Here is a 23880-nt window from a genome sequence, read left to right as displayed (position 1 = left end):
CACTCCTGGGTTGGGTCATTATCAGCCTCCACCTCGCATCGGGGGCAACGGGGGTGGGTTGTCAGGGTCGATGCCGAAGAATTCGTTGACGCTGGGGCGGCTGCGCGTGGAGCTCTCGATTATCGCCTGGTAGATCTCGTCGCCTTCGCGCCCCCTCGCGCGTTCCTTGGCCACCAAGTCCTCGAAACTGGGATTGCGTTCCTTGGTGTGCAGGGTCTCCGCCTGAACTCGGTCAGCCATGAGTTCACGTGTCCACGTTCGCACGGACGCCCGCAGCGCCGACATGATCCGCGCACGTTCCTCGATGCTCGCGCCTGCATCGATGAGTCGCTCGTTGAGCTGGCGCATGAGCAGTTCGGCGTTCGTGTACACCGTTCGTGTTTCGAAGCTGTCCAGGGTGCCCAGCCCGTAGTGGCTGTTGATCGCCGTGTGAATGATGGCCTCGTACACGTCGTCGCCGACAAGCCCCTTCGCCTCATTCCTGGCGACGAGATCGTCAAACGAGCGAGTGCTCTCGTGCGATGCGAGGAACTCGGCCCCGACGCGGTTGCTCATCAGTTCCCGCGTCCATGCTCGGAGAGAGTTCCGCACTTCCGATAGTTTTCTCGCGCGTTCTTCCACCGACACGCCCTCGTGCGTCAGCCGCTCGTTGAACTCGCGCATCCGGTCTTCGAATTCCCGGTACACGGCGCTGGTTTCGACATCCGACAACGTGCCCGGCGCAAACCGACTATGAGTTGCGGTTTCGATGATGGCCTCGAAGACCGCGTCGCCGGTCAAGCCCCGTTCCTCATGGCGGGCTACGAGATCGGCGAAGGAGTGGTTGCCCTCGTGGGCGGCGAGGACCGCGGCCGTCGTCTGGTTACTCATCAGGTCACGCGTCCATGCGCGTAGTGAGTTCCGTTGCTCGAACAGGATTTTGGCACGGTCCTCGGCGTTCACACCCTCGCGCAGGAGTTGATCGTTGAGCTCGCGCATCCGATGTTCACCGTGCGTGTACACCGTGTGGGCATCGACGTCTGACAGCGACCGGGGCTCGTAATCCGGCAATCCGAGTTGGCTGGCGGGATCGGTCGGCCCTCCTTGAACGTCGCCGATGGTATCCGCGGACGCCAGCTCGTCAGGGCTGCCATCGAGGCGGTGCACAGGGTCGCCGTTCTCGTCGAGGAATCCAACAGCCGTCTGCGCGACCGCCCGCTCACCCCAGTACGGCGGCCAGCCCGACTGTCTTCCGGTTCGCGGGTCGACGAGGTAGATCGTGCCGCCGTCATTGACCGCCAGATACGCGTGCCCACCGTGCCGAACGCCTGCCCACGTCGACGTCAATATCGCTGACCAGCCAGGGCGTAACGTCTCGGCCACCCGCGTGTAGTCCATGAACTCCGCACGTGACCCGAGGGCTTCATACAACGCGCGCGCCGGCACCCCGGTCGGTGCAGGCTGTACGTCGATCCGGATATCGCTTCTCGAATATCTCGTCGACACCAGTCCGGCAACCCCGTAGGCACAGTTGTCGGCCGGGTCGAGTTGCGGTCGCCCAGAATCCACCACCGCCGACCGCGTGGCTGCCGGTTCGTGAATCCGCGTCTCGCCGGACAGATCGACGATCGTGCGGTGCCGTTCGTGGGCGATTCGCTCCCCATGCCCGGCGCCGATGCGGCCGAAGTTCGCCAATGGTTCGCTGCGTTGACCGACGCTCTTGTCGTCGAATTTGTAGTACGAGTTGTGGTAGTCGTACTCCCCCGCCCTCGACATCCGGTTCAACTGGAATTCTGCCGTCACCCGCTGGGCGCCAAAGAATTCCATTGCCGGATCGACGCCGAAACCGTCCAGGAAAGATCCCCTGGAGCCTGGTGTGCGGCCACCCTCCCAGGTGAACGAATCGACCGAGGAGGCCGCGACATACACGTCGATCCCGGGACCGAACTCGCGTGCGTGGTTGATCGGGCCCATCCCCGGCGAGCCGAACAGGACTACCGAGCGGACGGCCCGGTCAAGCCGTGCACCTTCCCCCGCATACCCGACGACGGTCGACCCTTGGCAATGTCCGAACAGGTGGTTATTGGTGAAGTGACTGCCGTCGGTCGCCCACGCATCACGACCGGCGTTGAACGCGCGAATGTCGCTGTAGAGACGGTCGCCGCCGATGCGCGACGCACCCTCGGCGAGCGTGTCGTAGCCGATCCAGGTGATCGAGGCGGCCGACACTGTCGGGTTCTCGATCAGGCTGGACGACAGCTGGTTGAGCGCAGAGCCCATGCCGGCACCGAGTTGCTCTATCGTCATTCCGCGTCCAGGGATATGCCACGACACCGACTCCGCGAGGTACGGGTCCACGCCGAAGCCAACAACGGCGATTCCGTTGCCGCCGAATGCCGATGGGTCGAATCTCAGTAAGTACGGCCCGTCAACTCCCACCTGTCGGGCGGCATCAGCACCTCGCAACAGCGCGTGGTCGACGTTGTTGAGGAAATCCAGCTCCCGCTGCCTGGCAAAGCCCAACCGGAATCCGGCATCGCGCCTGGCCTGTAGTTGATCGCGATGGCGCAGCCAATCCTGAAGCACACGCATGTTCGCGTCGTGGCGGACAGCACCCGGGATGCCCTCGGCGCCGCCGATCTCCTCCGGATGGTCGGCAGTCATGGCCTGTCGCAGATCGTCGCTCAGCCCGCGCCACCAGATCGCATTCGCACGCGCCCTCTCGACCGCCAACTCAGCGGCACCACTTGGATGCACCAGATCCGCGGCCGACACTGGCGGAATCCGCTGCGACAGCGCCTCTTCGGCGAACTGCTGCTGCGCACCGCCTTCGACGGGGTGGCCCTGCACGTCGCCGATCACATCGGCTGCCTTCAGGTCAAGCTGCAGGGGCACATCACCCAGTGGGTGGACGGCTATGCCGTTTTCATCGAGATAGCCGACGGCAGTCCGCGCCACGGCGTCTTCACCCCAATGGGGTGGCCAACCAGAACGCTGTCCGGTCTCGGGATCGTAGAGATACACGCCGACCCCGTCGTGCACCGCAAGATAGGTGTGGCCGCCGCTGCGCCCGTCAGCCCAGCGCGACGTCAGGATCGCCGTCCAGCCGGGACGCAGCGTTTCCGTCACTTTGTCGTAATCCGTGAACTGCGCTTGTGTCCCTGCGGCTTTGAAAAGCGCCCAGGCAGGTGTCCCCATCGGCGAACGCGACGGTGCGAGACGAAACTCCCGACCCTGCTCCCGGTATATGGCCGACAATTCGTCGGCCACCGCGTGCGCACAATCTTGGTCGGTCCGAGGCCTTCCGCCCAAGTGGAACAACCGTTTGAGCCGTGCACCGAGACCGCTGTGCGACCGCACATCTACATCCGCGGTCGGCAAGTGACGGACTGCTCGCCAATGCGTACCTTCGAGCAGTTTGTGACCTAACTCGGGCTCGTCAGCGGTGGCAAGGGCTGCCAAGCCCCGCGGCTCGGGAAGTCGGGGGTTCCTGGGATTCAATTGCCGCACAACGTCATCGATTGCCGCTCGGCCCTGGGGACCGACAACGTCCCTCAACTTCTGTGCCGATTCCTTGATGCTGTCGAGCGAGCGACGCAGGCGGCCCGGGTCTGGGTCCCATGTGAAGCCACGAAGAGCCCACACGAACCCGCCCTTTTCCGCGGTCAGCAGTTCGATACGGTCGACGCCTGAGCGCACGTAGTACCGCTCGAGTTCCGAGTACAGAGCGCTGGAGAAGCCCTTCTGCCGGAGGTTGGGATCACGGATCGTCACGAGATCGTGGTGAGCGACCAGCTTGCCGTCAACATCGCGGAAGAAGCTGTGCGAGATGACGCCAATCGGTTTGGCGCCTTTAAGTATCTCGCCGCGGACGACCACCTTGCCGTTCACTTCCAGATCACTGACCGACACGGCCAGTTCGACGCGGTAGGGCCCGTACACACCTGAGAGGTCAGCGGCGAGTTGTCTGACTCTCGCGACATCGTCGATGTTGTCAACGACGTCGCCGAGTGGGTCGGCGTGGCGAGTGTCGACGACGCGGGCGGCGCGGTCCTGCCCGCGGTACTCGTCCTGCGCCCGCGCGAAGACGTTCTCGGGGCTCACTTGGACGTGGTTGTCAGCGGCCTGAAGATTCATGACCGCGAACCATTCAGTGCCATCCATCAGACGACTGCCCAGATCGGGGACGTCGCGCGTCGTGAGCTCGGTGAGGAATTTGGGCTCGGGTACGTCGGAGCGGTTCGGATCCAGGCGGTCGACGATTCCGTCGAGTACCGTGCGAGCATCACCGGTGAGTTCGCTTCGCAGTCGTTGCGCCGAGGCCTTGATGCTGTCGAGCGATTTCTCCAGTCGCTCCGGTTCACGATCCCAGGTAAAGCCCGTTCTTGCCCAGGCGATTCCGCCGTTGTTCTGGGTGGCGAGCCGGATTTGGGTCACGTCGGAGCTGCGGCAGTAGCGCTCCAGTTCACTGATGAGTGACCGGGAGAAGCCCGCCTGTCGCAGCTTGTCGTTGAAGATCTCGATCCAGTCGACGCTTGCTACCAGCGCGCCGTCGGGATCCCGGAAGAAATCGAGCTGAACTTCGCCGATGGGGCTGGTGCCGCGGAAGATCACGCCTGAGAGGAAGACGTCCCCATCACCTTCCGCCCGGAACGCGACGCGATAGGGCCCATACACACCGGAGAAATCCTCGGCAAATTGATCGACCGTGCGCTGGTCTGCGGAGTTGTCGAGGACATCTTCGAGTGGTTCCGCGAACCGGGTGTCGGTGGTGCGAGTCGTTCGATCCTGTGCCCGATACTCCTCCTGCGTCCGTGGGGACGGCAGGTCTTCGGCGGCAGCCGGCTGTCGGGGCGTCGGGATCTCGACGTCGGGCTCGAGCACCGGTACCCGCCTGGGATCACCGGAGTCGTTGCGCCCGAACATCTGCCGCTCCGCAGACTGGACGATGCCCTCGACGTCGCGATGGGCGGTGATGTCGGCATAGCCGAAGCGCAGGGAGACGCCGCGTTGCTCGGGGTTCGAGGGATTGGCGATGTCGGACAGGCCCTCACGCGCGGTGTACGCGGCGACCTTGTCGTTGATCGCGGCGATGGCGGCGTCCACCTCGGCAGGGTCGAGCCTGCCGACGACGATCGCGTCGAACCGGTCGCCGCCAGTCCTCATCGGAACGACCGTCGCCCCTGTCGCCTCGATCTCGGTGCGGAAGATTTCCGTGATGGCTCGGTAATGCGCGTTGGCGACCTCGGCCCGGTTCTGTGTGTGCTGGTTGAGGCCGGACAGATTGTCCATCTGCGCCGACAGCAGGAATCCCGTCCCGCCCGTTTCGGCCGCCCACTGGCGAGCCCGAGCCACTTCACCGGTTTTGAACGCGGCGGCGCGGCCGTCGTAGAAACCGGACACCTCGTCGGTGCGCAGCGATTCGCGCAGGGCGAGAAGGGCTTCCGGCGCCGCGTCGCGGTCGATGCGGGCCGCCTGTTCGAGGAATGCGGCGCGTTTGAGTTCCTCGGGCTGTTGGTATCGGACTCGGCTGGCTAGCGACCGTCCGGCTTCTCCTTCTGTGCCCGTGCGGCCTCCAACTTCGCCCGCGCGGCCCGCTGCTTCTGAGTCAGTTCGCGTTGCAGCTCCTCGATGCGCCGCGCCCGCTCCTCCGGGTTCAGCCCCGTCAGCCCCAGTCGCTCGTCCCGGTCCTCCTGCGACATCGCTCCTCCTCGTCTTGCTCTCGTCCACACCGAGATCCGCGAGGTTGAAGACGTCGCGGACGTCCAGGCCGGGCAGCACGTCGGCGTGGCCGATATGTAGTCCGACGCCGTTGTATTCCGGTTGTCCCGGGTGCTTCGGGTGTGGGATGTCGGACAGGTTGTGCTGTCGAGCGTATTCCTGGACCCGAGCCCGGATCGCCTCCACCGCCGAATCAATGGTCTCTTCGTCGATGTCACCGACGACGATCGCGGCCAACTCATCTCCCCCGACGCGCATCGGCACCACGTCGGCCCCTGAATCCACAAGTCCGGCATGGAAGATGCCGGCCAGGGCAGAGAAGTGGGCGTTGGCTTCGACCCGGTCGGCAGACGCCTGGTTGAGACCGCGGAGATTCGCGATGTCGGCGGATACGAAGACCGCGTTGTCCCTACTGTCGGCGACGTGGTGCTGCGCCCGGATCACCTCGCCCGTCTTGAATCCGGAGACCCGGCCCTCGTAGAACCCCGTGACGTCATCAATCGGCACCGGCTGATACAGCGCGTCGGCGATTGCCTCGGTCGTCATGGTCGATGGATCCAATTGCCCGATCCGGTCGCGGAACTCGGCAAGCTCCACGTCGTCCGGCGACGGATATCTTCCTCCTGGGGCGTCGGCGTGCGCGGTGACGCCATCGGTCGGCAGACCCTGGACGTCGCCGATGGCAGCTGCGTCGGCCAGTTGGAGTCGCAGCGGAATGTCGGGGGTCAGCTCGTGCCCGGGCGGGGGCACGCCGTCAGGGTCCAGATAGCCGACGGCAGTCCGGGCGACGGCGTCTTCACCCCAGTAGGGCGGCCAGCCCAGTTGTCGGCCACTGTGGGATTCGACGAGGAAGACGTCGCCACCCACGTTGACTGCGAGATACGCGTGGCCGCCCTGACGGCCACCGGCCCACCGCGACGCCAGTATCGCCGAAGACCCGGGACCGAGCCGTCGCAGCTCATTGGCCACTTCGTCATAGGTGGCGAATTGGGCGGTGGTCCCTGCGGCTTCGAACAACGCGCGGGCCGGCACACCGGAAGCGGTAGGCGGGTCGAGTTCGATTTCGAGCTCGTACATTTCCCACAGTTCGTGGGCGACAAGATGCGCACAGTTGGCGCCGCGAAGTTCCGCGCCGTCTTCGACACTCCGACCCACTGTGGCATCGGATTCACTGTGCAACAGCGTGGTTGACTCAGTGGCAGCACCACGCAGATGTTTGACCCCGTGCCACTGTGTGCCGTACATCAGTTGACGGCCCAGATCGGGTTCGTCTGCTACCGCCAGGGCTGCTAGCTCAGCGGGCTCTGGCAGGCGGGGATGGGCGGGGTCCAGTCGTGCAACCGTCCGCCGAAGGAGCGCCTTCGCGTCATCACTGACCCAGTTGTACAGCCTGTCTGCAGCGTCCTTGACGCTCTGCAGGGATTCTCGCAGCTTGGCCGGATCGGTGTTCCAGGTGAACCCGCGCTTCGCCCAGACATGGCCACCGTCCTGCTCGGTGCGCAATTCGATGCGATCCACGCCGGAACGCTCGTAATACGCCTCGAGCTGAGCCGAAAGGGCCCGGGAGAATCCTTTGAACTTGAACCGTTCCTGGTCGATCTCCACCACGTTGTGATGGGCGACCAGGTGCCCGTCGACGTCGCGGACGAAGGTCCGCTGCATGAAACCGACATACTCGTCACCGCTGAAGATGTGGCCGCCGACGATCACCTCGTTCGACAGCGACACTTCCGCTCTGAATTGCTCGACGCGGTAAGGCCCGAACACGCCGCTGAGATCGTCGGCGAGCTGGCGGACTCTCGCCAGGTCGGGCGCGTTGTCGACGATGTCGGCGAGCGGTTCCGCGTAGCGGGTGTCCACCGTGCGGCTGGTGGGATCCTGGGCACGGTAATCCGCCTGCCGGCGAAGGAACTCCGGATCGTCGGGGTGGCCCCGAACGTCGCCGACAGCGTCGGCGGCGGCCAACTCGTGCGCGCTGCCGTCGAGCTGCTGCGCTGGCAGGCCCTCGGAGGTGAAAAAGCCGACGGCCGTACGCGACACCGCGCTCTCACCCCAGAAGGGTGGCCAACCCGAACGTTCACCGGTGAACGGATCGAGGAGGGAAATCCGGTCGCCGTCGCGGACCGCCAAATAGGCGTGCCCGCCGCGAGATTCGCCACCCGCCCAGGACGACACCACGATCGCCGCCGGACCCGGCTCCCCCGGCTTGCCGGGGTCCATCTGGAGCAACCGTGCCGCGATCTCGTCGTACGTGGCGAATTCAGCGCGGGATCCGGCCGCTTCGAACAACGCCCGGGCTGCGACACCCTCAGCCGCCGGCGGCGTATCGAGTGAAACCGGGGTGCCGTATCTATCCGAGAGTGCTTCTGCCACCCAGCTGGCGCAGTTTTGGTCGGACTGCAGTCGCTCGCTCCACAGGTACTTGACGTAGTTCAGTCCGCTGCCGGTCCCATCGGGAGTCGATCCCGTGCCCTCCAACAGACGACGGCCCAGCTCCGGTTCGCCGAACGTGGTCAGGTGCGCCAGGTCAGCGGGCTCCGGCAACCGCGGGTGCCAGGGCTCCAACCGCTGCACGATCTGATCGAGCACGGCCCTGGCCTCGTCGTCGAGGCTGGCCGACAACAGCCGAGCAGATTCCTTGACGTGGTCGAGCGAGATTTGCAGCGACTCCGGATCGGGATCCCAGGTATGCCCGAGATCGGCTGCCGCATATGCACTCTCGCCGAGAGTCGTGGTCACTATCTGGTCGACGCCGTTGCGCACATAGTAGGGCGCCAACGCCTCGTTGAGCGCTTTGGAGAACTCCCATCCGCGGAAATCATCCACGCCGACGTACAGCTCGTGGTGGGCGACGAGGCTGCCGTCGTCATCGCGGTAGATAGACCAAGCGACATCGCCGATATCGCGATTGCCGTCGAAGATGGCTCCCTCGATGACGACTCGCGGCCGGCCGCCGTCTTGCAGGCTCTGCGCCGGCCCACGTCGAAGGCCCTCCAGCTCGAGGCGGTACGGTCCGTACACGCCGGAGAGGTCTTCGGCCAGTCGGCCGGCACCTGCCGACGACGCACTGTCGACGGCAGGGCCAAGTGGGTCGGCATAGCGGGAATCGACTCGGCGAGTGGCCGGATCCTGCGACCGATATTCCTCCTGGCGCCGCACGAAGTCGGGATCGGACGGATGCCCACGCACATCCCCCACCGCATCGGCGGGCGCGGGGTGCCGGTGCAGCGGACTGTCATTCAGCGGGTACTCTGCGCTGCCGGCGGGCTTGAGGTAGGCGACCGCCGTACGGCCCACAGCGTCCTGACCCCAATGCGGCGGCCATCCCGACCGCTCACCGGTATGCGGGTCGTACAGCGAGATCTCGTGCCCGTCGTGGACGGCGAGATAGGCGTGGCCGCCGCTGCGGCCATCGGCCCAGCGCGACGTCAGAACCGCCGTCCAGCCGGGACGCAGCTTCGCCGTCACGTCGGCGTAGGTCGCAAATTCGGGTCTGGCGTTGATGGCGTCGAACAACGCCCATGCGGGTGTTCCCATCGGCGAGCGTGCAGTGGCGACCCGGAAGTCACGGCCGTGGTCCCGATAGATCGCCGACAGTTCGTCGGCGACCTGGTGCGCACAATCCTGATCCGACTGGTCGTGGCGGCCCATACCGATCATCCGCCGCAACCGGGCCCCGAAACCACGGTGCGATTGAGCGGTTGCGCCGTCGGCCACGTCGCGGGGCATGTACCGGACGAGGTTCAGACCGTGGTTGAGGCGGGAACTGCCCTCCATCAGTCGTCTGCCCAACTCGGGTTCTCCGGCAGCGGTGAGATTCGCCAGTTCGCTCGGTTCCGGCAGTCGCGGATGGTTCGGGTCCAACCGCTGCATGATGTCGTCGAGCACCGCCCTCGCCGGAGCGCCGACCACCTCCTTCAATCGAATGGCCGATGACCTCACCTGGTCAATCGACTCGTGCAACTCGCGGGAACCCGGATGCCAGGTGTAGCCCATCCGCGGCCACGCGTAGCCACCCTTGTCGTGGGTGTGCAACTCGATGCGATCCACGCCGGACTGCACGAAGTACCGCTCGAGCTCAGAGGTGAGCGTGCGCGAAAACCCTTGTCCGCGAAGGCTCTTGAATTTCGCGTCGATGACCAGCCCGCTGTTGGTGACCACGAGGTGGCCGTCCGGCGCTCGGTGGAAGATCCATCCGCTCCTGCCGATCTTCGTGTCGCCGTGATAGATGTCGCCGGACAGTCTGACTTCGTTGTCGAATTTGAAGACCTCGTCATAGCGGATTCGGTACGGCCCGTACACACCCGACAAGTCATCGCCTAGCCTGCGGGCGGCTGCCATGCCGTCGGCCCTGTCATCCACCACGTCGCCGAGCGGTTCGGCGTAGCGGGTGTCCACGTGACGGATTGTCAGGTCCTGTGCGCGGTAGTCCGCTTGGCGCCGCATGAATTCGGAGTCACCCGGGTGTCCGCGAACGTCACCGACGAGATCGGCGTCGGCGAGTTGTTGTTGCAGCGGGTCAGCGTTGAGTTCGTACTCGGGGCTGCCGTCCGGCTTGAGATATCCGGCGGCCGTGTGGCTGACCGCGTCTTCCCCCCAGTGCGGCGGCCAGGCCGACCGTTCACCGGTGTCCGGGTCGTGCAGATAGATCTCGCCGCCGTCGTTGACGGCGAGATAGGCGTGGCCGCCGGCGCGCCCACCGGCCCAGCGTGACACCAGAATCGCAGACGAGCCGTCACCCAACGCGCGAAGCCTGCCGGGCACGTCGTCGTAGCGCGCGAACTCTGCCCGGGCGCGGGCGGTTTCGAACAAGGTCCACGCGGGGGTACCCATGTGCGAACGCGCCGCCGGGAGCGTGAAGTCGCGCCCGTAGTACCTCGTCGACAACTCGTCGGCCACCCGATGTGCGCAATCCTGATCCGGCCGCGGATCGCCGCCCAATCGGAACAATCGCTTCAGCCGCGCTCCGAAACCGTTGGGCGGCCGCACATGTGTCTCACGAGGCATGTACTTGACCAGATCCAAGCCCGTGCCGTCCCGGCGCGAAGCCAGACCGTCCAGGAGCCGCCGTCCCAATTCCGGTTCGTCGGGGGTAGCGAGGTTCGCGACGTCGATGGGCTCGGGCAGTCGCGGGTTGGTCGGATCCAGCTGCCGCACAACGTTGTCGAGGGCAGCCCGGGCCTCCGGACCGACGTGGTCTCTCAGCCGGTTGACCGAGCCCTTGATCGCATCGAATGTCCGTTGCATCGCGCGCGGATTGGGGTCCCAGGTGAAACCGCGACGAGCCCACGCGAAGCCGCCGAGGTCGTGGGTGTGCAAACCGATCCGATCCACGCCGGAATGCACGTAGTAGCGCTCCAACTCCGCGGACAGTGCTTTGGAGAACCCTCGGCCGCGCAAGCGCACGTTGTCGAGTTCTTCTCTGATGACCAGGCCCAGGTGGTCGGCAACGAGGTTGCCGTCGGCGGCGCGGTAGAAGGAACGCTGGATGGTTCCGATCTCCGTGTCACCGTGGAAGATATGTCCGGTCAACAGCACTTCGCCGTTGACGACCTCGCCGCCGAGTTGGATGCGGTAGGGCCCGTACGTTCCGGAGAGATCACGCGCCAGTCGGTTGACGCCGTCCTGCGTCGGATTGTCGACAACGTCGCCGAGCGGGTCGGCATAGCGGGTATCGACGTGACGATTGGCCGGGTCTTGTGCGCGGTACTCGTCTTGTCGCCGAATGAAATCCGGGTCAGTGCGTGCGTCTTGCTGCTGGCCGTCGCGCCAGCGCGGGTTCCAGATCCGCTGCTCGGATCGGTGCGCGGCGGGCTCGGAGGTGCGCCAGCCATCGGCGCTGCGGTGGGCTTCGTGACTGATCTGCTCGTGGTTTCCCGCGGCTATCCGGCCGAGGTTGGTCAGCGATTCACTGCGGACCCGGCTGCCGGTGTCGGTGTTGAGGTAATAGGCATGATGGGTGCCGCCGGTCAACAGTTGATTGCGGGCGGGCGGGAACTCCGCGGCGATGCGTTGCGCGCCGAAGTGATCCATGGCGGGGTCGACACCGAGTCCGATGCCCAGAATTCGCCCTGACGAGTGCGGTGTTCGGCCACCGAGCGCGGTGACGAGGTCTCTCGACGAGGACGCGACGAAAACGTGATCCGCCCCGATGCCGAAGGCTTCGGCGTGCCGGATCGGCCCGGCGCCCGGCGAGCCGACCAACGATACGGTGGTGATCTCCCCCGCCAGCCGACCGCCTTCCCCGGCGTAGCCGGTCGTGGTCGAACCGTACGAATAGCCGAAGATGTGATTTCCGCTGAAATGGCTGCCATCGCCGGCCATCACGTCGCGGGCGGCATTGAACGCGGTGATGTCGCTGTGCAAGAGGTCGCCGCCGGTGCGCGCGAGCTTGTGCCCCGCGGCACGCAGAATTCCCAGACCGCTCGGGGTGTCGTAACCGATCCATGCGATCGAGGAAGCGGACGCGTTCGGATTCTCCGCCAGCGTCGCCTGCAGGTGATTGAGCGCGCACTCGGTGTAGAACCCGAAGAGCGAATGCACGGTGGTGGCGACGCCGGGCACATGCCAGGACACCGAGTCCGCCTTGTAGGGGTCCGCACCGAAGCTGAGCACGGCGCGCCCGTCACCGCCGAACTCGGCGGGATCGAACGCAAGAAGCTGCGGTTCGCCGACGCCGGCACGTTCAGCATCGGCAGTGGCTTTCCGCAGTGCCAGGTCGAGACGATTCACCTGCCGCAACAACTTGCGTTCGGCACGGGTCGGCCGAATACCATCGTCGATCTTGGACTGCACATGGTCGGCGCGATCGCGAAGTTCTTGTACGACACGGTGATTGGCGTCATGTCGCGCCGCGGCCGGAATGCCCTCGGCATTGCCGATGTCGTGAGGATACGACTTGATCAAGGCCTGCCGCTGGTCTTCGGCCAGTCGATCCCACCAGGCGGCGTTGTTTCGCGCTCTGGCCCGGGACTCTTCTGCGGGCCCGAGTGGATTGCGCAGCTCGTCCGGCCGTACCGGCGGTATTCGATGCGCCAGTGCCGCATCCGCGACTGCGCGAGCATGGCGCGCCTCGACAGCCGCATGTTCTGCGGCGTCCTGGGCGGAAGTCCCGGTGTGGGGCTCTGCGGGGTACTGGGCCGCAGGCTCGGTCGGATCGCCGTGCACGATGCCGCTGGTTCGGCCGGGATGATCGGTGGCGATCCAGCCGACGCCGAGATCGCGCGCGAACTGGACATCGTTCTCGCCGTTGACCGTCCAGCAGTATGTGGTCAGGCCCTGTCGCGCCGCGATGTCGACGATTTCGGGATGGGCGCGCAGCGTCGCGATCGAAGGACCGATGGCGCTGGCTCCGACGTGTGGCGCCAGGTGTCGGGCGGTCGACCCCAACAGCACCGTCGGAACGTCGGGCGCGGCCCGGTGTACCCGCCAGATCGCGTCGGGGTAGAACGAGATGACGGCCACACGGGCTTGAGCCGGTGATGCGGGGTTGGCGAGGCCGTGTCGATTCAGCAGCGCAACCAGCTCGCGTTCCAGTTTGCCGCCGTGCTCCTTGGCTTCGATGAAGAGGGTGACCGGCTTTTCGTGCCCCTTGACGAGCTGCAGCAACTCGTCGAGCGTGAGAATTCCGGTGTCGCCCTGGGCATCCCCGAGTTCGTGACTGGGATGACGGCTGCCGAAGTCGAACTGCTGCAGTTCGGCCAGTGTCATGTCGCGGACGCGTCCGGTGCCGTTCGATGTCCGATCGATCCGCTTGTCGTGGATGCAGACGAGTTGCCCGTCCTTGGTCAGTCGGATGTCGCACTCGAGGCCGTCGGCGCCCTGGCGCAGCGCTTCCTTGTACGCGGCCAGCGTCTGCTCGGGGAACTCGTGGGAGGCGCCCCGGTGTGCGACGACCAGACTGCCTTCGTCGCGCGGCACCCAGAGGTCGGCCGCGGTCTCCGTGGTCGATACCGGGTGAACGGTGTAGACGCGGTTGCCGGTGAACTGGTCGCCCGTCTCGGCCAGGGAAAGCGCCTGGCGCGCCGTGTGGAACGCTGCGACGTCGCTGTGCAGTGCGCCCGGCGACTTCGACTCGTCGCCCACCCAGACCACGGCGGCGGCAGACCCAGTCTGCCGGTGGTCGGCGTGCAACTGCTGCAGCGCGGGCCGCACGACCCTGCCGAGTCGCTCGACGTGTTCGGTGGCTCTGTGCCACGACACCTTCTCGGCGTGGTAGGGATCCTCGCCGAAGCTCAAGACCGCGCGCCCCCGACCGCTGAACTCAGAGAGGTCGAGAGCCAACAGCCTTGGTGGGGGCAATCCTGCCGCCGCGGCGTCCGCGGTCGCCTTACGGACCGCCAAGTCGATCCGGTCGACGCGATCCAGGAAATTCTTGTCCGCGCGGCTCGGGTGGCCGAACTCGTCGATCCTGGTTCGAATGAGATCGGCCTCGACCCGAAGCCGTCGCAGCACGCCCTGGTTGGCCTCGTCTCGGGATTCGACGGGAATACCCTCGGAATTGCCGATGTCGTCGGGGTATTCGTCGATCAGGTCCTGCCGCTGGGTGTCGGACAATCCCTTCCACCAGGTGGCGTTTGCACGCGCCCGCGCGGATGCTTCTTCCGGGGAAGCGACGGGATTTCGCAACTCGCCAGGCGACACCGGCGGGACACGTTGCGCCAGCGCATCGTGCAGCGAGCCGTCGGTGGGCATGCCCTTGACTCGGCCGATGGTGTCGGCGGCACCCAGCTTCCGAGTATCGAGATCGTGCGGGTCGAGCGGCCTGCCGTTCGGCTTCAGGTATCCGACGGCCGTGCGCGCGACCGCATCCTGGCCCCAATGGGGAGGCCAGCCGGAGCGCTCCTGGGTGTGCGGATCGTAGAGCACGATCTCGTCGCCGGTGTTGATTGCGAGATATGCGTGCCCGCCGCGACCGTCACCGCTCCAACGCGACACCAACAGCGCAGACGAGCCGCGGCCGAGCTCTTGCAGCTGCCGAGCGACCTCGTCGTAGGTGGCGAATCGCGAACCCGACCTGGCGGCCAGGAAAAGATGCCGGGCCGGAACACCACTGGGCGAGGCATCGACGCGCAACCGGAATCTGCGGTGCGGATACAACGACCGAAGCTCGTCGAGGACCCGCGGCCCACAGTCGTTGGCAGTGAGTGGTTTTCGGAACAGCTTGAAGCGACGATGGCCATCGCCCGGCGGGGAGTCCGTGTTTGCAGAACGCGTGTTGGCGTCGTCGTGGTGCAGCCGTCGGCCTTCGGCCGGCTCCACTCGGTGTCCGCTCCGATCGACGCTACGGTGGTCTTCGAAGCGAAGTCGTTCGGTATGCCCCGACGCGATGCGGCCGAGGTTGGCGAGCGCTTCGGTTCGGATCGGCGAGTGCGGGGTGACCAGCCATCTGCGCGGACCGTCTGTCTCCAAGAAGTCGAAGTACGCGTTGTGAGTCCCGGTGGTGTCTTTCCGGTTCATCTCCGGAAGGAACTCCGCGGTGATCCGCTTCGCGCCGAATGACTTCATCGCCGGGTCGGTGCCAAGACCCAAACCGAGAATGCGCCCGTCGGAGGTGCGTGTCAGACCGCCCAGTCGGGCGATTCGGTCCACTGACGAAGACGCGACGTAGACGTTGTCGCCGATCTTGAAACCGCTTGCGTGCCGAATCGGGCCCGCCCCGGGCGAGCCGATCAGCGTGATCGTTTGCACGTGCCGCGCCAGCCGGCCACCTTCTCCGGCGAAACTGGTCGTGGTCGACCCGTAGGAATGGCCGAAGATGTGGTTGCCGCTGAAACGGCTGCCGTCGCCGGCCATCGTGTCGCGTGCGGCGTTGAACGCCCGGATGTCGCTGTAGAGGATGTTGCCGCCCTGACGCGCCAGCGATTTTCCTGCCGCACGCCAGGTGTTCATCCCATTGGGCGCGTCATAACCGATCCACGCGATCGACGCTGCCGACAACTTCGAGTTCTCATGCCGGGCGGACTGCAGGATGTTGAGCGCAGCGTGCGCGCAATAGTCGAGCCTGTCCATCTGTGCACCCACGCCGGGCACGTACCAGGACACCGACTTCGCGGTGTACGGGTCGTCACCGAAGCTCAACACCGCGCGCCCATCACCTTTGAACGCGGGTGGGTCGAAGGCAAGCAGGAAGGGGCGGTCGAAGCCGGCCCGGTTGGCCGCCACTTTCGCGTTCTCGAGCGCAGTGTCGAACTTGTTCATCCGAAGCAGAAAAGCGAAATCACGGTCGGACACCGTCTCGCCCTCGGTGATTTTCGCTTGCACCGCGGCGGCGCGCTTGCGGAAGAGGCCGACCATTTCGCGGTTGGCGGCGTCACGGTCCGCCGCATCGATGCCTTCGGCGTTTCCGATCTCGTTCGGATACGTGTGAACCAGGGCGTGGCGCTGGGTCTCGTTCAGCTGGCCCCACCACTTGGCGTTCGCACGCGCGCGCGCATCGGCGACCCCGGGCTGGTGAAGTGGGTTGACCAGTTGGTCGGCCGCCACGGGCGGTACCCGGTGGCCCAACAAATCCCGTGCGATCCGCGCGAGTTCGGGGTCGATGGTCCGTTGGATCTGATCAATCGGCAGATCCGCCGGGACGTCATCCCCGTCAGACAACTTGAACGTCTTGAGCAGGTCGGCCAGGCGGCGGGTCTCGCCTGCGTCGGCGGCACGCCACCGAGGGTTGAACAAGAAGAGCTTCTCACGGCCCCGCGAGTGTTCTGGACCGACGCCACCTTCGAGATGCAACTGCCGACCCGCCGCGGGTTCGTTGGTGCCGGTGCGGCGCCCGGACTCGTCGACGGTGCGGTAGGCCTCTTCGCGCACTGCGTCGTGCTTCCCTGCCAGGATGCGGCCGAAGTTGGCGAGCGACTCGTTGCGCACTCCAGGATGCGTGCCCGGATCCACGTACTGGTAGTACGCGGTGTGGGTGCCGACGGTGTCTTTGCGGTTCCAGGCGAGCGGGAACTCCGCTCTAACACGCACTGCACCAAACGATTTCATCGCGGGATCCATGCCGAGGCCAAGGCCGAAGCGATCGTGAAGGATCCGAACTCTCTCGCCGGCTGTCCGGCCGCCGAAGGCGGTGACAGGATCCCACGACGACGACGCGACAAACACCTTGCCTGGCTCGAGTCCGAAGTCGCTGGCGTGTGTGAGGTCGCCTGCACCGGGGGATCCCAGCAACGTGATCGTGGTGACGTGCTCGCCCAGTCGTCCGCCGTAGCCGGCATGGCTTGTGGTGGTCGAGCCGTAAGAATGCCCGTATATGTGGTTGCCCTTGAACTGGCTGCCATCGCCGGCCCAGGTGTCGCGAGCAGCGTTGAATCCCCGAATGTCGCTGTAGAGAATCTCGCCTCCGTCGCGCGCCAACTTGGACCGGGCGACCCGCGGGGTGGCCATGTCATTGGGCGCGTCGTATCCGATCCAGGCGATCGTCGACGCGGACAGTTTCGGTTTCTCCCTCAGCGCGGACTGCAAGAGGTTGAGCGCATTGCGCATGTTGACGTCCAGCTTGTCGATCGTGGTCCCGAAACCGGGCACCAGCCACGCCACGTTCGCTGCCTTGTAAGGGTCTTCGCCGAAACTGACGATGGCCCGTCCGTCCCTGCCGAACTCCAGCGGATCGAAGTAGAGCAGTTTCGGACCGCCGACTCCCGCCCGCGCAGCCGCGGCTTCACCGTTGCGCAGCGCGGTGTCGATCTTGTTGACCCGCCGCAGGAACTTCAGCTCTTCCTTGCTGGGTTGCTCGCCCCGGTTGATCTTCTCCTGGATCTCGTCGGCCCGATCGCGATAGGTCTTGAATGTCGCCCGGTTCGCCGCGTCGCGGTGCTCGGTGTAGATGCCCTCGGCGCTGCCGACCTGTTGCGGATACGCGCGAACCAGCGCCCCACGCTGGTTCTCCGTCAGCCCGGCCCACCAGGCAGCGTTCTGACGTGCCCGCGCATCGGCCAAGGCGGGGTCTTTGTCCCTGTACGGATTCACCAGATCGTCGGCGGATATTCCTCTGTCCCGCAACAGATCATTGGCGATGTCCTCGTCGCTGCGGGTGTCTAGCGGCGCTATCGGCTCCGGGGAATGACCGTCGTGATCGAGCGCGTGTTCACCACTGGCGGGGTGCTCGCTGGTCTGTTCGCCACGCCACCGCGGATTGACGAGGCCACGGGCGCCACGGTGCCGTTCGGTGTCGCCGTCGAGGTCAAGGGGCCGTTCGGCAGCGGGTTCGACTGTGCGTTCCCGGGTCCCGCCGAGGTGTCGCCGAGGTCGTTCGTCGATAGTGCGGTGGGCCTCGGTATCGACCCGGTCTTCAACATGGCCGGTCGCGATCCGTCCGAAGTTGGCCAGCGACTCGCTGCGCACCGGCGGATCGGTACCCCTGTCCTCGAACCGGAAGTACGAATTGTGAGTGAAGCGGGTTCCACGGTGGTCTAATGCACCCGAGAACTCGGCCGTGACCCGATGCGCGCCAAAGGACTCCATCGCCGGGTCCATGCCCAGTCCGAGGCCGAAGATCCGGCCCAACGACCCGGGTCTTCGCCCGCCCAACGCGGTGAACGGGTCGCGCGACGATGATGCGACGAAGACGTTGTCGGCGCCTATGCCGAAGTCACTCGCGTGCCGCAGCGGTCCGACACCGGGCGAGCCGGCGAGTGTCATCGTGCGAATGTCGTTCGCCAGCCGCCCATCCTGACCCGCGTAGCTGGCCGTCGTGGACCCGTACGAATGGGCGAAAATGTGGTTGTTGCTGAAGTGGCTGCCGTCGCCGGCCAACGTGTCACGAGCAGCGTTGAACGACCGGACGTCGCTGTAGAGGATCTTGGCGCCCTCCCGGGCCAGCGTGTGCCCTGCAGCGCGCCAGGAATTCCAGCCGCTGGGGGTGTCGTAGCCGATCCACGCGATGGTTGACGCCGAAACGGATGAATCCTCCGCGCGGATAGAGCGCAAGTGGTTCAGCGCGTCGCCCATGCAGGGCCCGACCTGATCGACTGTCATGCCTTGACCGGGCACGTGCCAGGCCACCAAGTCGGCCTTGTAAGGATCGGCGCCAAAGCTCACCACGGCACGCCCCGAACCGCCGAACGCACCAGAGTCGAAGGCCAGCAACTGCGGTCGACCGACCCCCGCCTCGTCCGCCATCACCGTTGCGCGGTCGAGGGCGTGCTGTACGCGCTCGAGGCGCGCGAGTTCGTGTCGCTGGAACCGGGTGAGTCGGTGACCGCGATCGCGCCAGTCTTGCAGTTCCCTGCGCTGTTGATCCAGTGCGCGGGTGTTGGCCTCGTGCCGCGCCGAAGCGGGAATGCCTTCTGCGTTGCCGATCTCATGCGGGTAGATGTCGAGCAGTGCGCGTTGTTCGTCGCCCGACAGCTCGTTCCACCAAGTGGTGTTCTGTCGGGCGCGCTCGTCTGCAGCTTCCATCAACCCGAGCGGATTGCGGAGTTCACCCGCGCTGCGCACACCACGTCGTGTCAACGCATCGTCGGCCAAACGACGCTGCGGCGTGACGTCACGCCACCGTGCGCCGGCGTCGTGGTCGGCTCCGCCCGGATGGCCCTGGACATCGCCCACAGCGATCGCGGCTGCGAGATCTCGTGGAGCCGAACCGAGTTCGTGACGCGCACTGCCGTCGGGGTGCAAGTAGCCGACCGCGACGCGGGACACCGCATCGCGCCCCCAGTGCGGCGGCCAACCGGTCCGCGCCCCTGTGAAGGGGTCGTCGAGATAGATGCGACCGCCTTCGTTGATTGCGAGGTAGGCATGGCCGCCCCGCCCCGGGCCGCCGGCCCACGATGAGGTCACGATCGCCGACGAACCCGGGCCGAGTCTTTGCAGGGTTCTCGCGATCTTGCGGTAGCTCGCGAATTCTGCTCGTGAGCGGAAGGTTTCGTAGAGCACCCGAGCAGGGGCACCTTCGGCTGTCGAGAACGGTGCGAGCCGGATGGGCCTCCCATGGCGCCGCGAGAGGGCCTGCGCGACACGGTCGACACAGTCGGCGCGACGCGGCGCGGACCCATTCGTGTCCGACGTCGCCGGCCCGACGTCGGGCACCGGCCCGGGTTGTTCGGATGTCGTGGACCGCGCAACCGGAGCCTGTTCACCATCCGACGGTTGTGCACTCGGCTTCGCCTTGGCGGCGGTGGTGTCTTGGACGCGGGCGGCAGGCGGCTTCACACTCGACGCCTCCGACGTCGACGCGGAAGGTGTCGGTGTAGCCTGAATGCGTTCTGGCCCAGTCTGTTTAGGTGTAGGCGCGGCTGCTTGAGTGGGGTTGTGCGTCGGCGGCGCTGCCGCGGACGACGATGTGTGCGCAGGAGACGTTGCCGACGGCGCCGCGGCCGCGGGTGCTCCCTGTACCGCGGAGGGTGTGGCCGCAATAGACGGGCTCGTGTCACTGGGCACCACCGGATCGACGACGGACGCGGCGTCGGTCGAAGGTGCAGTGACCGGGTCGACGGCCGATTGGCTGGGATCGGTATGCGCCGCCACCTCCGGCGCATGCGCGTGTTGCGCGGGAGGCGTCTCCCCCGTGATCGGATCGGCGGCAGATGGGCGGTGGCCTGTGGGTTCGTTGACGGTGTCGGGGTCGACCTGGCGCGTCCCCTCGGGCGTATGACTCGGTGAGGCAACCTCATCCGGGGTCCGCTTCGGAGCATCCCCGTCGTGTGCTGCACCGTCGGTATCGCTGTCCGACCGGTCCTCACCGGTGGTTGGCGGTGTTGATGCAGACGAATCCTTCTGTGCTGCAACACCGTTGGTCTGCTTCGCAGCGGCAGGTGCGGCGCCAGACGAGGATGAATCCGATACCCGTGCAGTCCTGCCACCCTGGGCGGCGGCATGACCGTTTCCGTTGACTGCTGATGTATCGGGCCTGCGTTCGGACTCCGGGGAGTCACCGTCCTGCGATTCCGAATCGTCGAGTGGGTCGATCGGTGTGTCGGGTGTTCGACTGCCCTCGGGCCGAGGATCCGCAGGGGGTGGCTCTCCGCGGCCAGGGGTGTTCGACTCGTTTTCGCCGTGGCTGCCGTGCCCGAGGCCCTTGACCCCGCCGATGCTCGAACCGGCCGAACCAGCGATCACCGCGATAGTGTCGAAATCACCGCCCACCACCGCGGTGCCCGCGACGTTTCCGGAGATGCCCGCCGTGAACATCGTGGTCATGCCCTTGGTGGCACGGCCGAGCTTGCTCTCCGCCCTGCCGAGGAAATGACCAGTGGGCAACGCAGTACCGCCACCTGCAGCGCCGCCGGCGAATGACGCGATTGCGTTCTGGCGGAACAGGTCTGGCCGCCACTTCGCCCGCCCCTCTCCGACCTGGATGCCCTGGGTGATGCCCTCTTGCGCCAGCCCCTGTGCCAGTTCCTGGAACGCTTCCCTGGTTCCGTGATGGATGAGATCTTTGATCGTCGTGTCTTTGAGCATCTGGACGAGCTTTTTTGCGATGTTCTCCAACACCGTCGTCACAAGTCGACGGATCGAGGTCATCGTCGTCCACTCGATAGGCGGTATCCAGCTCAACGAGGCGCCGCCCGTTTCCGGCGAGTTCGCCAAACACCAACTGATCTCGACCGCGGCGAGTGCCAGGCCCACGATGATCGACAGCTTGCTGTACTCGATCTGGACACTGAGGTCCTGCGCTCCACTTCCCAGCGCTGAAGTGCCTTGTGAGAGCTTGTCGACCGAGTAATCGCCGTCGAACAACATGGAGAATTGATCGTCTGCCGCCGTCGCGGTATCTCCGAAGAGAACCGAAAGCGTTTCGTCTCGAACCCGGTTCAGATCCGGTATGAGATCCTGCAGCTCGCTGGCAGTAGTGGCGAAGTGCTCGCCGATGCGACCCATGCGGGTTTCACTGCCTTGCGGCCAAGCCCCCCCTGCCAGATATGACACCCATTGCAGTTCCGGGGGAAACGGGATATCGCCCATGGAGAACCAGGTGCGGCGGTGCGGCGATGTGCCGCACCGAGCCGTCGAACCTAGGGCCGGTCGTTGCGCTCGAAGGAGTCCGCTGCACCTTTCAAGGCACGCGAATAGTAATCGAGCAGATCAGTTTTGGCGCCGACCGACCCGTCCACCCATTTCAGCTGGGACAGATAGCCACCCGGCCCGTCGGCGAACTGCTCCCCCATTTCATCGTCACCCCACGCGACTCCTTCGGCAGCCAGCCGTTCCCGCAATGTGGCCAGGACCTCCTTCATCCTGTTGCTGACGTCATATAGGTGTTCTGATGTCGCGCGCAGCTCGGGCGGTGTCACTCCGAGGAAGTCGGCCATCGATTCATCTCCTCACCGTGGGAAATGCGCTGTCTTCCCTGCCATCGTCGTCATCGTGCTGTTGCCGCGGACCCGTCGCGGCGACGGGCTGGGACCACGAGGGCACCAGGTCCCGTAGGTCGGGGGCGCCGTCCACGATGTCGGACAGCGGGGGAAGTCTTTTGCGGCGTTCGCCAATCGGGGCCAGGAGTTCGGTTATCTGCCGTGCCGCGTTGCCCGCCGCTTCCTGCGCGGCCTGAGTGATGTGATTGGCCAGTTCGTCGAATTCGTGATCGTCGAGATACGCCTCGTCGATCACCGTCTTCACCAGTTGACCTTGCGCATTGACGGTCACTTCGACCATGCCGTCGGCGGTGACGGCCGTAGCTGTCAACGCGGCCCGCTTCTGCTCCATCGCAGCGAGATCGGCCATCTGTTCCTGGACGAGGGCGAGCACTTCAGTCATCTCGTGACGCAGCTCATCGTTGTTCAATACCGCGTCCTCCTCGACCACGAAAATGTCACGGCGCCTTTACGTCTGCGGCAATTAACGGCCGGCGGGCATTTGGTTGCACATCCAACCGTTCAACCTTCGCACGGGCCTTGCTGCAGGTCAACGATTTATTCGCTCGATGGTGGTGACGCCGATTTCGTTGAGCCACACGGCGTTTCATTCGGCACGAGTATTGTCACGCCGCGGTGTTTGCCGACAGTAAGCGTGGCAACGGTGACAGGTGTTGGGTGTGCGTTGACGGACGCGTCACTGACGGTGACGTCCGCCGCGCACACGGGGGAACTTCTGGGCGACGGCCCCGGCCAACTCCAGATATGCCTGATAAGTCTGCGAATTCAGCAAACTGAAGTTGATGTCCGCGCCCTCGGCGAGATGTGGGTCGAACGGGATGTGGTGGATGGAGCGGCAGCGAGCTTCGAAGTGTTCGTAGACCTTGTCGAGTTTCATTGCCGCGGAACCAGGCCGCGATGAGCTGAGCACCACGTGTGCTTCACGTACCAGCGCCGAGTGACCGTGCTGCATCAACCAGTCCAGAGTCGCCGATGCGCTGCGCGCGGCGTCCATGGCCGGCGAGCTCACCAGCACGATCGCATGTGCCAGGTCGAGCACACCCGACATCGCCGAATGCATGATGCCGGTGCCGCAATCGGTCAGGATGATGTTGTAGTAGTGCCGCAGGATGTCGATGGTGCGCCGGTAGTCGGTCTCGCCGAAAACCTCTGAAACCGCGGGCTCCTGCTCGCTGGCCAACACCTCAAGGCGGCTGCCCGCCATCCTGGTGTGGCTTCGCACGTCCGCGTAGCGGTTGATGTTCGGATCCGAGAGCAGGTCACGCACGGTCGATTCGGTCGACGCGTCGCTGACTCGTTCCCCAAGTGTGCCGCGGTCCGGGTTGGCGTCGACCGCGATGACTCGGTCCGAGCGAACCATGGCCAGCGCCGACCCCAGACCCAGTGTGGTTGTGGTTTTTCCGACCCCGCCCTTGATCGACAGCACGGCGATACGGAAATCGCCCGCGATCGGCTGCCGGATCATCGCGAGCAGGTCTTCTCTCTCCCGCTCTTTGCGTGACTCACCGGGATTGATGCGTCCACCGCTGGCGCGATGCAAGGCCCGGCGCCAACCCGATTGCGGCACGCCGCGGGTTCGCTCGACCATCGGAACCTGGTCCAGCGCGGGTGGCGGCACGCGAAAGCCCTGCGGTGCACGATGCATCTCCGTGGGCACACCCGGCGGTGGGGGCGGCATCCAACCCGGTGGCGGTGGCGGCAGCAGCCAACCCGGCGGGGGCGGCAACGGTGGAACGGGCGGACTCGGCTGCTGATACATCGCAGTGTCCGGTTCGGGCCGCCAGTCCTGTTGCGGCGGTGCTGTTTGCGCGATCTCGGTGTCCTCGGCCAGCTCATCGACGGCATCGTCGGCGCGTCGGGTTTGCCG

2 protein-coding genes and 4 pseudogenes are annotated in these 23880 nt (G+C 65.6%); all 6 read right to left on the bottom strand.

The annotated features are described in order from the left end of the window. Positions 1-21: 21 nt before the first annotated feature. A pseudogene (locus C1A30_RS36095) lies at positions 22-12315 on the bottom strand (toxin glutamine deamidase domain-containing protein); the annotation flags it as partial. A gap of 561 nt (positions 12316-12876) precedes the next feature. Then, a pseudogene (locus C1A30_RS36090) lies at positions 12877-13620 on the bottom strand (glycerophosphodiester phosphodiesterase); the annotation flags it as partial. 939 nt (positions 13621-14559) lie between these two features. Then, positions 14560-20829, bottom strand: a pseudogene (locus tag C1A30_RS36085) (alpha/beta hydrolase); the annotation flags it as partial. A gap of 824 nt (positions 20830-21653) precedes the next feature. Beyond that, positions 21654-21950, bottom strand: coding sequence for a WXG100 family type VII secretion target (locus tag C1A30_RS19380; RefSeq protein ID WP_101949763.1), 297 nt, complete (start codon positions 21948-21950; stop codon positions 21654-21656). Positions 21951-21954: 4 nt separating this feature from the next. Beyond that, the gene (locus C1A30_RS19375; protein WP_235009995.1) at positions 21955-22443 is read right to left on the bottom strand and encodes a YbaB/EbfC family nucleoid-associated protein; all 489 of its coding nucleotides are present in this window, start codon (positions 22441-22443) and stop codon (positions 21955-21957) included. A 246-nt stretch (positions 22444-22689) separates the two neighbouring features. Next, positions 22690-23814: pseudogene (locus C1A30_RS19370) on the bottom strand (MinD/ParA family protein); the annotation flags it as partial. Positions 23815-23880: the final 66 nt, after the last annotated feature.

It is taken from the genome of Mycobacterium sp. 3519A (assembly GCF_900240945.1).
GTDB lineage: Bacteria > Actinomycetota > Actinomycetes > Mycobacteriales > Mycobacteriaceae > Mycobacterium.
This window is presented reverse-complemented; position numbering and strand designations above follow the sequence as displayed.

What these genes read in the sequence shown, in the direction of transcription:
- C1A30_RS19380 (WP_101949763.1), bottom strand. Translation starts at nt 21,950, where the DNA reads ATGGCCGACTTCCTCGGAGTGACACCGCCCGAGCTGCGCGCGACATCA.